Genomic DNA, 14173 nt, shown 5'->3' on the forward strand with positions numbered 1-14173 from the left:
GTGGTCCCCGGGAGCGGGAGGGGGCCCCGGTCATGGGGGGAGTCTCGGGGGCGGCCAGGGCCGCGGTCGCGGTGGTGGCCGGGCTCTGCGCGCTGGGCGTGGTGGCTCTGGTGCTGGTGGCGGCGCTGGTCGATCTCGGCACCGCCGAGCGGCTGGCGAGCGTGGCCGGGGCGGCGACGGGACTGGCCGGCCTGGCGTTCTCGGTGATCACTCTGCGGCGTCCGGACACCGAGCCGCCTCCCGACGACGCGCTGATCGCGCGGGAGGTGGCCGCCTACGCGGCCCAGGTGCACCTGTCCCACGGTCGCCTGGAACTGGAGGTGCTGACCCCCTCCCACGAAGGGGAACACCCGGTGGTGGAGCTCCAGGCGGTCTTCGTCCCCCAACGGCTGCGGGCCGACCCACCGCCCGTGGAACTGCCCAGGGAACTGCGACAGCGGCTGGAGAGCCGAAGCGGGGCTCTGCCCCTGGACGAGTTTCCACCAGGGCTCGACATGGAGTCGCTGGAGCGGGTGCGCCGGGCCTACCGGGAACAACGACCGGTGGAACTGCTGGACGTCCTGACCGATCCGCAGCGGTCGCGGGTGGTGCTCCTGGGCGATCCCGGGGCCGGCAAGTCCACCCTCGCCCGCTACCTCGCCCTGGCGCTCACCTCCGAGACCGTGCCGGAGCCACTGACCGGACTGGCCGGCCGGGTGCCGGTGATCGTGGAACTGCGCGGATACGCGGACGAACGCTGGCGCGACCGGTCCTTCGAGGACTACCTGGACGAACTGAGCACCCTGGAGCGGATGTCGGTGCCGCGCGAGGTGCAGGACGTCCTGCTGCGCGAGGGCCGGGCGATCGTGGTCTTCGACGGTCTGGACGAGCTGTTCGACCCGCGGGTGCGGGCCGAGGCGGGGAGGCGGATCGCCGCCTTCGCCGAGCGGTACCCGGACGTGCGCATCGTGGTGACATCCCGGGTCATCGGCTACCGGCGGGCCGTCCTGGACAAGGCGGGCTTCCGGCACTACATGATCCAGGACCTGACGATGAGTCAGATCGAGGAATTCACGGAACGCTGGTACACGGTCGTCTGCCCGGGAGAGCCCGAACTGGCGGCACGGCTGCACCAGCGCATGACCGACGCGGTGCATGCCTCCCGGTCGGTGCGGGATCTCGCGGGGAACCCCCTGCTGCTCACCATCCTCTCGATCATCGGCAGACGGCGACAGCTGCCCCGTAAGCGGCTGTACGTGTACGAACAGGCCGTGAACCTCCTGGTGGCCCGCTGGGACCAGGACGTCAAGATCCTGCCCGACCCGGCGCAGGCCGACATGCAGATCATCGACGAGGACGACCGCTGGACGTTCCTTCGCCTGCTGGCCCGGCGGATGCAGGAGGGCGCGGGCGGCGCGGCCGGCAACTACATCCACGGTGAGGATCTGGAGGCGCTGTTCACCACCCACCTGGAACAGCGGTACTCCCGCCTGCCGAAGGATCGGGTGGTCCTCGCCGCGAGGGGAATGATCAGGCAGTTCCGGGAGCGGAACTTCATCCTCAGCCGGTTCGGCGACGAGGTGTACGGCTTCGTCCACCGCGCGTTCCTGGAGTACCTGGCGGCCGACGACATCGCCCGCCGCTACCAGCGGGACCACGAGTGGGGGGAGGAGGAACTGATCCGGGAGGTCTTCGAGGTCCGGGCCCGGGATCCCGCCTGGCACGAGGTGCTCCTGCTGCTCGTCGGCAAGCTCGGGGAGCGGGACGCCGAGCGCGTGGTCGACGCGCTCCTGCGGCTGCACGCCGAGGACGTACGGCGGGGCCGGCACGACATGCTCGCCCTCGCGGTGCGGGCGCTGGCCGAAGTCGACCGGGTCGACCGCCTCGCGCCACAGAGCAATGCCGTCGTGGACGCCCTGATCGACCTGCTGGAACGCAAACTGAGCTGGACGGCGCTGAACACGCTGGAGAGCATGCTCCCCGCGCTGGCCCTCCTCGGTCCCGAGTGGAACGGCCGGGACCGCTACCTGCGGTGGTTCCTGCTGCGCGGCCAGTTCCAGGCGAAACACCGCATGGCGTCGGACATCGCCTGTGCACTGCACTCCACCCCGGAGGCCCTGCTCCTGCTGGCGGAGCACAGTCCCGACTCCGCGACCCGGGCGGAGATCCTGCGCCAGACACTCGACCGGTGGCCCAACCTCCCCGCCGCCTGGGATCTCGTGCGGGGCGCGCTCGACGCCCTCGACCCGGAGTCCCGCAGGGGAGCACTGAAGTGCCTGGCCAGGTACTGGAGCGACGATACGGGTGTCCGGGAATTACTGTTCGACCGCGCCGAGTTCGACCAGGCTCCGGAACCCCGCGGAGAAGCGCTGAAATCCGTGGCGGCGCGCTGGCCGGACAGCGAGGACGCCCGCGAACTGGTCGTCCGCCGGGCCGAGGCCGAGCCCGACCCGGGCCTGCGCCTACTGGCACTTCAGCTCCTTAGCCACCACTGGGCCGACCGCGAGGACACCTGGACGGTCCTCTCGGTCCGGGCCGTCGACGACCCGGACCCGGAACCCCGGCAAGAAGCGCTGCGCCGGCTCGCCCATCACCGCACCGACGACCGCGGGTTACGGCAACTGGTCCTGGAGCGGGCCGTGGCCGACCGGGACCCCGGCCCGCGCGCATCGGCGCTCGAAGCCCTGGCACGCCGTTGGAAGGACAGCGAGGACGTCCGGGAACTGGCCCTCCGGCAGGCGGTCACCGACCCGCAACCCGAAGCGCGGCGCGGTGCGCTGGAAGTCCTGGCCTGGCGTTGGAAGGAGTACGACGGAGTTCGGGACCTGCTCTTTCGGCGGGCACTCGCCGACCCGGACCCGCAGCCCCGGATGGAGGCGCTGGAAGCCCTCGTATGGCGTTGGAGAGACGACGAGGAGGTCTGGGACCGGGTCGTGCGCCAGGTCGTGGACGACCCGCACGTGGACGTCCGCCTCGGGGCGATGCAGCTCCTGGCCCGCCGCTCGGGAGACCGCACGGCGGCACGGGACCTGCTGCTGTCGCGGGCGCTCGAAGAGCCCGACCAGAAACCCCGGGCCGAAGCACTCTGGCTGCTCACGGAGTTCTGGAACGACCACGAGAGCGTACGGAACCTGCTGCTCGAGCGGGCCGTCGCCGACACGCACCCGGGTCCGCGATGGCTGGCCACGCAGCTCCTGGCCCGTTACTGGCCCGACCGCGAGGACGTACGCCTGCTGATCCTGGACCGCATGACCGCTGATCCCTCGTCCACCAACAGACGTAACGCCCTGAACTGGGCGGCCTGGCTGGGGGAAGCGGCGCCGGACACGCAGGAGACCATCCGGTCCGTGGCCCTCACCGACCCCTCTCCCAGGGCTCGTATCACCGCACTCCGCGTGCTGGCCTTCGGCTGGCCGCGGTCCCCCGTCACCACCGGTTTTCTGCGGGACCGCGCGGAGCGCGACGAGGACGAGAGGGCGCGTGCGGTGGCGGCGTGGGCCCTCACGACCGCGGACGCGTACGCGGCGCTCCCGGACGACGCCTCGTGACCCACCGGCCGAACACATCCAAGGAGACCAGTGAATCCGCAGCCGCTGGAATCAGCCATCGTCGACGTCGACGTACTGGACGAGCCGGGGTGCGCCGATGTGAGCGAACGGCTGGAGTCCCTGCGCCCCCATTGGCTCACCAGGGGTATCGGCTACTTCACCCTCGGCCTGGCGACCTACCTCGACGTGGCGAACTCCGACAATCCGCAGCAGACCTACTTCGGGCGACTCGCCCGCTCCAACCACATCCTCCGTGACCACTTCGGCGACCTCCTGGACCGGGTCGCCGACGTACTCGCCCTACTGCTCAACACGCCCACCCGGTACGACGAAAGGGTGGCGCTGCCCGGCTTCCACGTGTTCGAGGACACCGGCATCGCGGTCGATCCGAGGCCCAGTCAGCATTTCGACCTCCAGCACCGTTTGATGCCCTGGCCGTTTCGGATCGCTCCGGTCGAACAGTCCGTGTCGTTCACGCTGCCCCTCGCCCTGCCGCACTGCGGCGGAGCCATGGATGTCTGGGACGTCACCGAGGCGGACATGCTGCGGCTGGAGCGCACGGGCGAGACGTCCGAGACGATCGGCGCGACCGAGGCCGCGCGGCGCCACGAATACCGGGTCGGCAGGATGGCTGTGCAGCTCACACCCATCCTGCATCGCATCGCTGCGGTTCCCGCACGCCATCCCGAGGACAAGCGCATCACCCTGCAGGGCCACGGAATCCGCGACGCCGACGGCTGGGTTCTGTACTGGTGAGGCCGGAACTCGCTGCCGGCATGCCTGTGAAGTACATGGAGACGGCGATCAGGCGACACGAAGGCCCTGGAGGATCCTCGGGACGGCTCAGCCGGCCTCGGTGAGCCGGGTGAGTGGGCGCGGACCAGGGCGGCGGGGAGGGTGAAGGCGTCGCCTGTGGCCCGGGAAGCCGGACTCGTGGCGGGGAAGTAGCCGATCGTGCCGCCCTCCCGGACCACGACCACCTGCACTGGCCCGTTCACCCCGCCGGCCGCGACGGTCAGGGTCGCCGCGATCACCTCGTCCGCGCCGTCGGTGCCGGCCGGCGCTCCCGTCCTCCGAGCCTTGACCGTCTTCACCGGGTCCCCGCCGACCACCGTGTACTCGAACCCGCCCGCGCACCCCCGCAGACCGTCCGGTTCGAGGCGGCGACCGGCGAGTTCCACTGGGCCGAGGGTCTGTTCCTGCGCCTTATGGACGTCACGCCCGCAGATAGGCGAGGACCGCCAGGACCCGGCGGTGGGTCTCGGTCGCGGGCGGCAGGTCCAGCTTGGTGAGGATGCTGCTGATGTGCTTGCCTACGGCCGCCTCGGACACCACCAGTTCGCGGGCGATGGCGCCGTTCGACCTGCCTTCCGCGATCAGGGCCAAGACCTCCCGCTCGCGCGGGGTGAGCCGCTCGAGCGGATCGCGGCGGCGGCGCAGCAGTTGGCGTACGACCTCGGAGTCGACGACCGTGCCTCCGTCGGCGACCTCGCCCAGGGCGTCCATGAACTCCTCGACCTGGCCGACGCGGTCCTTCAGGAGGTAGCCGACGCCCGTTCCGTCCCCGGAGTCGAGCAGTTCGGAGGCGTACGTCCGCTGCCCGTGCTGGCTGAGCACCAGCACGGGCAGGGTGGGCCGTTTCTCGCGCAGCCGGATCGCCGCGTGCAGTCCCTCGTCCTGGAAGCCCGGGGGCATGCGGACGTCGGTCACGACGATGTCGGGGGTGTGCTCCTCGACGGCGGCGATCAGTGCCGCGGCGTCGCCGACGGCCGCCACCACCTCGTGGCCGCAGCGAGTGAGGAGACCGATGAGTCCTTCCCGCAGCAGCACGCTGTCCTCGGCCAAAACTACGCGGAGCGGTCGGTCACTTCGCAAGGGAACTCCACACACAACAAAGTCGGTCCGCCCGGTGGACTGGACAGGCGAAGTCTGCCATCCAGCACCGACACCCGGTCCGCGAGTCCGGTCAGTCCGCTGCCTGCCCCGGCGACCGCGCCGCCCCGGCCGTCGTCGGACACCTGGAGGAGCAGGCGTCCGTCACGGTGACCCCCGGTCACCTCCGCGGACTTGGCACCGCTGTGCCTGGCGATGTTGGCGAGGGCCTCGCACACGACGAAGTAGGCGGCGGCCTCGACCGCCTGGGGCAGCCGCCCGGACAGCTCCAGGTCGACGTCCACGGGCACCGCGGAGCGGTCCGCCGCGTCGGCGACCGCCGCCTGGAGGCCGTAGTCCGCCAGGACCTTGGGGTGGATGCCGTGGATGAGTTCGCGGAGTTCCGCGAGCGCCCGGCCCGCCTCCTCGTGGGCCTTGGCTAGCTGGTCGGCCAGCGGGCCGGGCGGGGCGTCGAGCCGGGCCAGGCCGAGGGTCATCGACAGTGCCACCAGGCGTTGTTGCGCGCCGTCGTGCAGATCGCGCTCGATGCGCCGCCGCTCCGCCTCGAAGGCGTCGACCAGACGGAAGCGCGAGCGCGTCAGTTCCACGACCCTCGCCCCGAGATCGCTCTCGCGCGGCGCGACCAGTAGCCGGGTGAGTTCCGCGCGGGCACCGGCCGCGACGCCCAGCAGATAGCCGCCCAGGACCAGGAGGAGGAGTCCGAGTACGGCGACCCCGAACGCCGTCGGCCAGTCGGTGACCATCCAGACCTTGAGGACCTTGGTCTCCCGGCCGTCGCCGACCGTCGCCATCACCAGCGGGGTCGCGATCATCGACGACGGGACGAGCAGGCCGACCGTGAGCGCGACGGCGTCGACCGGCCACAACAGCCCGGCGAACAGCAGCGCGTAGCCGAGTTCCCGCCAGGTCGTCTGCTCCCTCAGCCGGGTCGTCAGCCAGGGCCACAGCCCCTTGGCGGCCGGCATCCGGTGCTGGTCGGCGGCCGGGTCGCGGTCGATCAGGCGCAGTCGGTACCGCTCCCCCCACGCCACCGGGATTCCGGCGAGGGCCACCAGGACGAGCAGGGGGATCCCCACGAGCACGAGGGCGAGGACGCCGCCGACCAGCGCCGTGCAGGCGATCCCCACGAGGGCGACAACTCCGGTGAGTACACCGGTGAGGAGGTAGGCGACCGACCGCCACGGCCAGGGCGAGAGCAGGAAGCCGGGCCTGGTCATGGCCTGCCACACGTTCCGAGGTCGCATACCGCCACCGTAGAAGCCGCGGCCCGGCCGGTGCCATGGGGTCAGGGGGCGGGGCGGGGGTAGGTCTGGCCCTACCCCAGGTCTCGCCTCTGCCGCACTGCGGCGCGGTCCTTCCGCGCGGTTTCGTGGAGCGGTCATGTGCCGGTCGAACGCATCGAACAGTGGGGGAACATGAAAAAGGACGCCATCCGGTTGCGCTCCGTCTGCAGGCGGTACGGGGCGGGTGACAGCGCAGTGACGGCGCTCGACCAGGTCACGCTCGCCTTCCCGGAGGGCACGTTCACCGCCGTCATGGGCCCCTCCGGCTCCGGCAAGTCGACCCTGCTGCAGTGTGCCGCCGGGCTGGACCGGCCCACCTCGGGAGCGGTCGTCGTGGGCGGGACCGACCTGACGAAGCTGAACGAGACCAAGCTGACCCTGCTGCGGCGCGAGCGCATCGGGTTCGTCTTCCAGTCCTTCAACCTGCTGCCGTCCCTGACCGCCGAGCAGAACGTGGCGCTGCCCCTGCGGCTGGCCGGCCGCCGGCCCGCCAAGGCCCGGGTGCGCGAGGTGCTCGACCAGGTCGGCCTCGGCGACCGGGCGCGACACCGCCCGACGGAGATGTCCGGCGGCCAGCAGCAGCGCGTCGCGCTCGCCCGCGCTCTGATCACCCGCCCCGAGGTGCTCTTCGGCGACGAGCCGACCGGTGCCCTCGACTCACAGACCGGCCGCGAGGTGCTGAAGCTGCTGCGCGGCATGGTCGACACCGACGGCCGGACCGTCGTCATGGTCACGCACGACCCGGTCGCCGCCTCGTACGCCGACCGCATCGTCTTCCTCGTCGACGGACGGGTCAACGGCGAGATGGTCGGCGCGAGCGCCGACGACATCGCCACCCGGATGACCAAGCTGGAGGCCGCGCCGTGCTGAGCGTCGCCCTGCGCACCCTGCGCAGCCGCTGGATCACCTTCGTCGGCAGCTTCGTCGCGCTCTCGCTCGGGGTCGCGCTGATCGCCGTCATGGGCCTGGCCCTCGCCTCGTCGCTGCACGCGCCCGGCCGGCAACCGGAGCGGTTCGCCGCGGCGCCCGTCGTGGTGAAGGGCGCGGACACCCTGCGGGTGTCCACCCCGATCGGCGACCGGACGCAGAAGCTGGCCCAGCCGCGCGCCGTGCCCGCCGCCCTGGTCGCGAAGCTCAGGAAGCTCGGCACCGTCGTCGAGGACCGGTCCTTCGCCGTACGGGCGCGGGGCGGGCCCGGCGATCTGGTGGGTCACCCCTGGTCGACGGCCGCGTTCGCGCCGTACGGGATCGACGCGGGACGCGCGCCCCGGGCCGCCGACGAGGTGGTCGTCAGCGGCGGCTGGGCGAAGCCGGGCGAGCGGGTGCGGACCGATCGCGGCACCGTCCGCGTGGTCGGCGCCGTCGCCGGGCGCGGTTTCGAGGACGCCGTGTTCTACACCGACGCACGCGCGGCCCAACTGTCGCCGAAGAGCGCCCAGTTGACCGTGGCCGCGGACCCGGCCGCCGTACGTGCCGCAGTGAGCGGCAGCGCCGGTGTCCGGGTCCTGACCGGTGACGCGCGCCGCTACGCCGACGCCGACCCGGACCGCGACAGCGAGGCGCTCACCGCGATGAACGCCATGTTCGGCACCGCGGGCGGGGTCACCACCTTTGTGTCGGTGTTCGTGGTGGCGTCCACCTTCGCCTTCTCGGTCGCGCAGCGGCGCCGAGAGTTCGGGCTGCTGCGCACGGCGGGGGCGACGCCGGGGCAGATCCGCCGGATGGTCTTCGTCGAGGCCCTCGCGGTCGGCGTGCTGGCCTCCGCCGCCGGCTGTGTGCTCGGCGCCTACGGAGCGCCCCGGCTCGCGACCTGGGTCGTCGACGGCGGGCTCGCCCCGGACTGGTTCACCATCGGGGCCGCCACCTGGCCGTACTACGCGGCCTTCGCGACCGGGCTGCTGGTCGCGCTGTGCGGTGTGGTGGCCGCGTCCTGGCGGGCGGGCCGCACCGGTCCGACCCAGGCGCTGCGCGAGGCGTCCGTGGACAGCAGGCCGATGACCTGGGGCCGCTGGCTGTTCGGCGCGGGGCTGCTGCTGACCGCCGCCGTGACCCTGGGCCTGGCCCTGTTCGGCGACCCGGGCGACCTGCTGCACCGCAAGACCTATGTGAGCCGGCCGATGCTGCTGATCACGGCGGTGGCGCTGCTCGCGCCCGTCGTGGTGCGGCCGCTGACCCAGCTGATCGCCTGGCTGCCGGCCCAACTGCCGGGGGCCGGCGGCATGCTGGTGCGGGAGAACGCCGCCGCCGGGGTGCGGCGCACCGCCGCGATCGCCGCGCCCGTCCTGGTCACGGTCGCCCTCGCGGGCTCGCTGCTCGGGGCCACGGCGACGCTGAACGGGGCGAAGGCCACGGAGACCCGTGAGCAGACGTCCGCCGCCTTCGTCGTCACTCCCGCGGGCGGCGACGGCTTCGACGCGGCGACCCTGCGGGGACTGCGCGCAGTGCCCGGCGCCGAGGTGTCCGCGACCTCGACGAGCGCCGTCTACGTCCTGGAGGACGGCGTGGCACTCGTCAGGGACGGGGCCCGCGCCGCCGACCCCGGCGCGCTGGCCGCCACCACGAACCTGCCGATCGCCTCCGGCCGGATCGCCGACCTCGACGACGGCTCGATCGTCGTCAACGAGGAGTGGCAGCAGCACACCGTCGGCGAGCGGGTGCGGGTGTGGCTCGGCGACGGCACGCGGAAGACCCTGCGGATCGCCGCCGTGATGACCACCGGCACCGGCAACAGCGGCGTCTACGTCACTCCGCGCAACGCCGTCGGCGCGAGCGTCGACCGGGTCGACGTGACCCTCACGAAGGGCGCCGACGCGGGCGCCGTGGCCGCCGGACTGCGGGCCGCGGTGCGCACCTCGGGCGGGCAGGTCCTCACCAAGGACCAATGGGTGCGGGCGAGTTACCCCGAGACGAACCGGACGACCCGGATGGGTTTCCTGCTCGTACTCGGCATCGCCCTCCTCTACACCGGTATCTCCCTGGCCAACACCATGGTCATGGCGACCTCCGACCGGGTCCGCGACCTGGCCGTGCTGCGGCTGGCCGGGGCGACCCGGTGGCAGGTGCTGCGGCTGGTGGGCGCCGAGGCGCTGATGGTGGTGGCGGTCGGCGGTGTGCTGGGGCTCCTGGTCGCGGTCCTCAACCTGGCGGGCATGTGGAGCGCCCTTGGCCTGCTGTCGGTGTGGACCACGATCGAGCTTCCCTGGACGGCCATCGGGGTGACCGTGGGCGCGTGCGCGGTGCTCGCCGTGGTGTCGTCCGTCGTCCCCGCCTCGTTCGCCCTCCGCCGCCGGGCGGTGGAACTGGCGGGCATCCGGGAGTGACCTCGCGGCCCGGCGCCGGACGGTACGTTCCCCCGCCCCCGGCCGGCGCCGACCTCCGCGACGCGCGGCATCCGGCCTTGCGAGTCCCGGGCGCTCTCGGGAGCGCGTTCCGTTCGGTTTTCAGGCATGCGTGAGACCGCCGCCGCGGCCCGGTCAAGGAAACGGGGCCGCGGCGGCGGTCTTGAGGCAGTGGTGGGCGGGCGCCGGTACCGGAAGGGATCCCCCGGGCAGGGCAGGTCCGTCAGGTCAGCCGTGCACCAGGGGCGAGCCGAGGAGCTCCTGGGTCACTGGGCCCTTTCCGTCGCCCTCGATGTCGTAGACGATCGTCGAGTCCGACGACCAGAACACCTCGCCGTCGTAGATCGTCGACGGGGCGGTGCAGGTGTTCACGGGCTTGTTGAGCAGCCAGGAGAAGCTGGTGAAGCGTTTGCTGTTGTCGATGACCTGGTCCTCCAGGATCTCCCAGCTCACGACCGACTTCGCCGTGATCCTGCGATTCCAATGGATTCCGGATACGCGGAAAACAGGAAACCCACCCCGGCAGGAATAGGGAATGCGCGGGGCGGTAAATCGGGCGGGGGCCGGTAGGCTTCCCTCCTGCCGGCCGACCCCCGCCCGGGACTCGCACTCCCGGCGGCGTCAGGGCTTCGCGGGAAAGCCCGAGCACTTCCGAGAGTGGTCGGTGACGCCGGTCAGACCGGTCCGGCGGGGCGCTCGTGACGGCCGCTGACGCGGTCGTACAAGCGCTGGCGCGCCCGGCCGCCGACCCGGCGGATGCCGGCACGCGTGTGGTTGAGCGCCCGGGAGACCTCGGCGACCAGTTGCATGGACTCGGCCATCTGGTCGAAGAGACCGGCGGTGGACGGAACCCATGTTCCTTCCGGTGCGTGCCGCTCCCCCACCGACGCGCACTTCGTCAGCAACTCGCTCATCAGACGGTGGAACTCGGCCACGTCCTCGTCGGTGAAGTCGTCGACGGTCAAGTGATACATATTCCGCGCAGTCGGCCCGCGCATACGCAAAACTCCTTGGCGGTGGGTGAGGAAGGGGCAGTCGACGGACAGCACTTGGCGCGGTGCATATCCGTACCCGCCCGTCGGTGGATGCGGCGGCGCTAATGCCCCATTCCGGCTCCCCCGTCGACCGGCAGGACGGCGCCGGTGATGTAGCCGGCGTCGTCGGAGGCCAGGAACGCGACGGCCGCGGCGACCTCTTCGGGCCTGGCGAGGCGGCCCAGGGGAATCTGGCCGGTCAAATGCGTGCGCTGTTCTTCCGTGAGGTTCTCGCTCATCGCGGTCTCGGTGAGACCGGGTGCGACCACATTGAAGGTGATCCCGCGCACGCCGAGTTCCCTGGCCATCGAGCGGGCGAATCCGATCAACCCCGCTTTGGAGGCCGCGTAGTTGGCCTGTCCGCTCTCGCCGCGCAGGGCGACGGCGGAGGAGATGAACACGACGCGGCCCTTCCTGGCGCGCAGCATTCCCCTGCTTGCTCGTTTGACGACTCGGAAGGCGCCGGTCAGGTTGGTGTCGACGACCTCGGTGAAATCCCCTTCGGACATCCGCAGCAGCAACTGGTCCTTGATGATTCCGGCGTTGGATATCAGGACCTCGACCGGACCGTGTTCCGCCTCGACCTGCTTGAAAGCGACGTCGACCTGGTCGGTGTCGGTGATGTCGCACCGCACCGCGAGCAGGCCCTCGGGCGGCTCGCCGGTCCGATATGTCACGGCGACTCGGTCACCGGCGGCCGCCATACGGCGTGCGACGGCCAGGCCGATACCGCGACCACCACCGGTGATCAGGACTGAACGGGACACAGAACGCCTTTCCGGTCTGAACGGTGCGGCCGGTAAGCGACGGCAATCTGGCCAGTACTCGACTGTAGCGAAATCAGTTGAGCCGTCACTGTAGGTGATGAATGATTGAACATGACAGGTCTTGTGGACTCCGGGACCAAGGGGGAGCGGTGCGGTGCGCAGTGTGCACGCCACCGGTGTTGCCTTTCGGCACGTCGGATCGGCCACCGCACCTCGAAGCACGCCCCCTCGCAGTCAGGGACCCCGCGTCCCCAGCGACGCGAACGACCCGGTGAGTGATCTTTCTGCACCGGCGTCGACCACACCAGGCTCTGTTTTTTCCGGTTCTGGATTTTCAGGAAAACGTGTTTCCGGTAATTGAGTTGGCGGCCCGGCGGGCGCCACGGGAGAGGTTCCGAGTTGGACAACAAGGAGGCGCTGCAGAGGCTGCTGCGCTGGAAGCGGGCCCAGATCGACCCGGTGGAACTCGGGTGGCCGCAGCGCAGCGGACGGGGGCGCCGTTCCACGGGTCTGTCGCAGGCACAGGTGGCACAGGTGCTGTACGTCTCCGAGCGCACCTACGCCGACCTCGAGCGGGGTGAAATGCCGTCGCCCACCGCGGAGTTCCTCGACAACGTCGCCGAGGCCCTGCGGATGGAGGAGCGCGAGCGCACCGCCCTGTACGTCTACGCCCTGGGCTACGAACCGCCCTTCCCCATGGACCCGCTGGCGGGCAGCAGCGTCGCCCCGGCCTGGCAGACGGCGATCGAGCGCGTTTCCGGCCAGCCCTGCTACGCCAACGACGTCGCCTGGAACGTCCTGGCGGCCAACGACGACTTCGTCCGGATGTTCCCGCAGGAACCGGGCAAGCCCGCGCGCCTTCCCGAGCAGAACATGATCCGCTGGATGCTGCTGCGCGAGGACGCCCGCGAGCACCATCTGGTGCAGTGGGAGAAGCGGTGGGCCGAGCCGGTCGCCGCCCAACTCCGCACGGCCGTGGCCTCGCACCCCGACAACAAGGACCTCCAGCAGCTGGACCAGGAGGTCAACGACGACCCGGTCGCGGGCCCGATCTACCGCAACCACAACATCGCCTACGTCCATCCTGACGGCGACTCACGTCTCATGCGCCACGCGGGATTTGTCGCCCCGGACGGCGAGGAGGACCGGCGGGACCGCTGCTGCGAGCACCACGAGGTGTCGCAGCTGGGAGTGGTGACGATGTGTGCGGCGCAGCCCTTCGGCTCACCCGGGGCCCGTTTCCTGTTCCTCGTCTTCGAGCCCTCGCAGCGCCCCGTTGCCGTCTGAAGTCCGGTCCGGCAAGAATGCGTCCCCATGACTGACGCAACCCAGCTCCACGAGATCGCGGCCGGCGTGCACATGTGGGCCCCCGACGGCGTGGACACCTGGGGTCTGGCCAACTGCGGCCTGGTCCACTCGGACGGCGAGGCCCTCCTCGTGGACACGCCGTACACCCCCGCCCTCACCGAGGCCTTCCTCGCCGCGACCCGCCGGGTGACGGGCGGCACCGCGCCCGGCACCGTGGTGGCCACGCACGCCAACGGTGACCACACCTGGGGCAATCAGTGCCTGACCGGCAGCGAGATCCTCGCGACGGACGCGGCACTCGAGCACCAGTGTGTGGAGCCGACGCCTCAGCAACTCCACGCGCTGGTGTGGGAGAGCGATCCGGACCAGCCGCTGGGCTGGTACTTCCGCCGCCACTTCGGGAAGTTCGACTTCTCCGGCATACAAGTCCTGCCGCCCACCGCGACGTTCAGCGGCCGCCACGATCTGACGGTCGGCCGGATCCCCGTCGAACTCCACGAGGTCGGCCCCGCCCACACCGTGGGCGACCTGGTCGTCCATCTCCCCGAGCAGCGGGTCGTGTTCGCGGGCGACATCGTCTTCTCCGGCGACCATCCCTGCCACTGGGCCGGCCCCCTCGACCGGATCGCGGCGGCGGCCGAACGCATCCTCGCCTTCGACCCCGAGTGGATCGTGCCGGGCCACGGCCCGCTGCTGACGCCCGGCCAACTGCGCACGTACATCGCCTACTTGGACGACCTGTCCGACCAGGCACTCCTGTTGCACGGTCAGGGAAAAACCCCGATCGAGGCGGCCCGCATCCTCATCGACGAGAACCGCTATCCGGGCCTCGGCCTGCCGGAGCGCCTCGCCATCACCCTCTCCACGGAGTTCCGCCACCTCAACCAGGACGATTCCCGCCCGAGCCTCGTCGAACCGTTCGCCCTCGCCGCGAGGATCGCCTGGCAGCACGCGTCGGACACGGCGGTTTCCGCCTGATCGTCAACTCGCGTACCCGATTGGGTAGTTGGACCTTCTCCGGTG

The 14173-nt window shown here is 71.2% G+C and carries 11 protein-coding genes; 6 read left to right on the forward strand and 5 right to left on the reverse strand.

From position 1 onward, the window contains the following. The first annotated feature begins 32 nt into the window (after window positions 1-32). The gene (locus ACFXC1_RS21310; RefSeq protein WP_381244794.1) at window positions 33-3527 is read left to right on the forward strand and encodes a HEAT repeat domain-containing protein; all 3495 of its coding nucleotides are present in this window, start codon (window positions 33-35) and stop codon (window positions 3525-3527) included. 30 nt (window positions 3528-3557) lie between these two features. After that, a complete protein-coding gene (locus ACFXC1_RS21315) occupies window positions 3558-4283 on the forward strand; it encodes a hypothetical protein (protein WP_381244795.1) in 726 nt (241 codons plus the stop codon). Between the two features lie 459 nt (window positions 4284-4742). On the opposite strand, the gene ACFXC1_RS21320 is transcribed toward ACFXC1_RS21315, so the two are convergent. Together ACFXC1_RS21320 and ACFXC1_RS21325 are read right to left on the reverse strand one after the other, a co-directional pair. Continuing rightward, complete coding sequence (locus ACFXC1_RS21320; RefSeq protein ID WP_381244796.1) at window positions 4743-5402, reverse strand: response regulator; 660 nt, start codon at window positions 5400-5402, stop codon at window positions 4743-4745. Next, entirely contained in the window at window positions 5375-6664 is a 1290-nt protein-coding gene (locus ACFXC1_RS21325) for a sensor histidine kinase (RefSeq protein WP_381244798.1), read from the reverse strand. Before ACFXC1_RS21325 ends, ACFXC1_RS21320 begins: the two co-directional genes overlap by 28 nt. A 171-nt stretch (window positions 6665-6835) precedes the next feature. Between ACFXC1_RS21325 and ACFXC1_RS21330 the strand changes: the two genes are divergently transcribed. Together ACFXC1_RS21330 and ACFXC1_RS21335 are read left to right on the forward strand one after the other, a co-directional pair. Continuing rightward, on the forward strand, window positions 6836-7573 hold the full coding sequence (locus ACFXC1_RS21330) for an ABC transporter ATP-binding protein (protein WP_381244799.1): 738 nt from the start codon (window positions 6836-6838) through the stop codon (window positions 7571-7573). Next, window positions 7567-10023, forward strand: a complete 2457-nt coding sequence (locus ACFXC1_RS21335) for an ABC transporter permease (protein ID WP_381244800.1) — start codon at window positions 7567-7569, stop codon at window positions 10021-10023. Before ACFXC1_RS21330 ends, ACFXC1_RS21335 begins: the two co-directional genes overlap by 7 nt. Window positions 10024-10269: 246 nt before the next feature. On the opposite strand, the gene ACFXC1_RS21340 is transcribed toward ACFXC1_RS21335, so the two are convergent. From ACFXC1_RS21340 to fabG, 3 genes are all read right to left on the reverse strand, one after another. After that, window positions 10270-10494, reverse strand: coding sequence for a hypothetical protein (locus ACFXC1_RS21340; RefSeq protein WP_381244802.1), 225 nt, complete (start codon window positions 10492-10494; stop codon window positions 10270-10272). Window positions 10495-10715: 221 nt separating this feature from the next. Then, on the reverse strand, window positions 10716-11015 hold the full coding sequence (locus ACFXC1_RS21345; protein WP_381244966.1) for a hypothetical protein: 300 nt from the start codon (window positions 11013-11015) through the stop codon (window positions 10716-10718). Window positions 11016-11137: 122 nt separating this feature from the next. Next, entirely contained in the window at window positions 11138-11842 is a 705-nt protein-coding gene (gene fabG, locus ACFXC1_RS21350) for a 3-oxoacyl-ACP reductase FabG (RefSeq protein ID WP_381244803.1), read from the reverse strand. Between the two features lie 399 nt (window positions 11843-12241). Here fabG and ACFXC1_RS21355 point away from each other — a divergent pair, with 399 nt between their 5' ends. Beyond that, window positions 12242-13129, forward strand: a complete 888-nt coding sequence (locus tag ACFXC1_RS21355; protein WP_381244805.1) for an MmyB family transcriptional regulator — start codon at window positions 12242-12244, stop codon at window positions 13127-13129. Window positions 13130-13156: 27 nt separating this feature from the next. Beyond that, window positions 13157-14128 carry an MBL fold metallo-hydrolase gene (locus tag ACFXC1_RS21360; protein ID WP_381244806.1) on the forward strand — a complete coding sequence of 324 codons (972 nt, stop codon included), beginning with the start codon at window positions 13157-13159 and terminating at the stop codon, window positions 14126-14128. The last annotated feature ends 45 nt before the right edge of the window (window positions 14129-14173 follow it).

The sequence above is a fragment of the Streptomyces hokutonensis genome, assembly GCF_042751305.1.
In the GTDB taxonomy this organism is placed as follows: Bacteria; Actinomycetota; Actinomycetes; order Streptomycetales; family Streptomycetaceae; genus Streptomyces; species Streptomyces hokutonensis_A.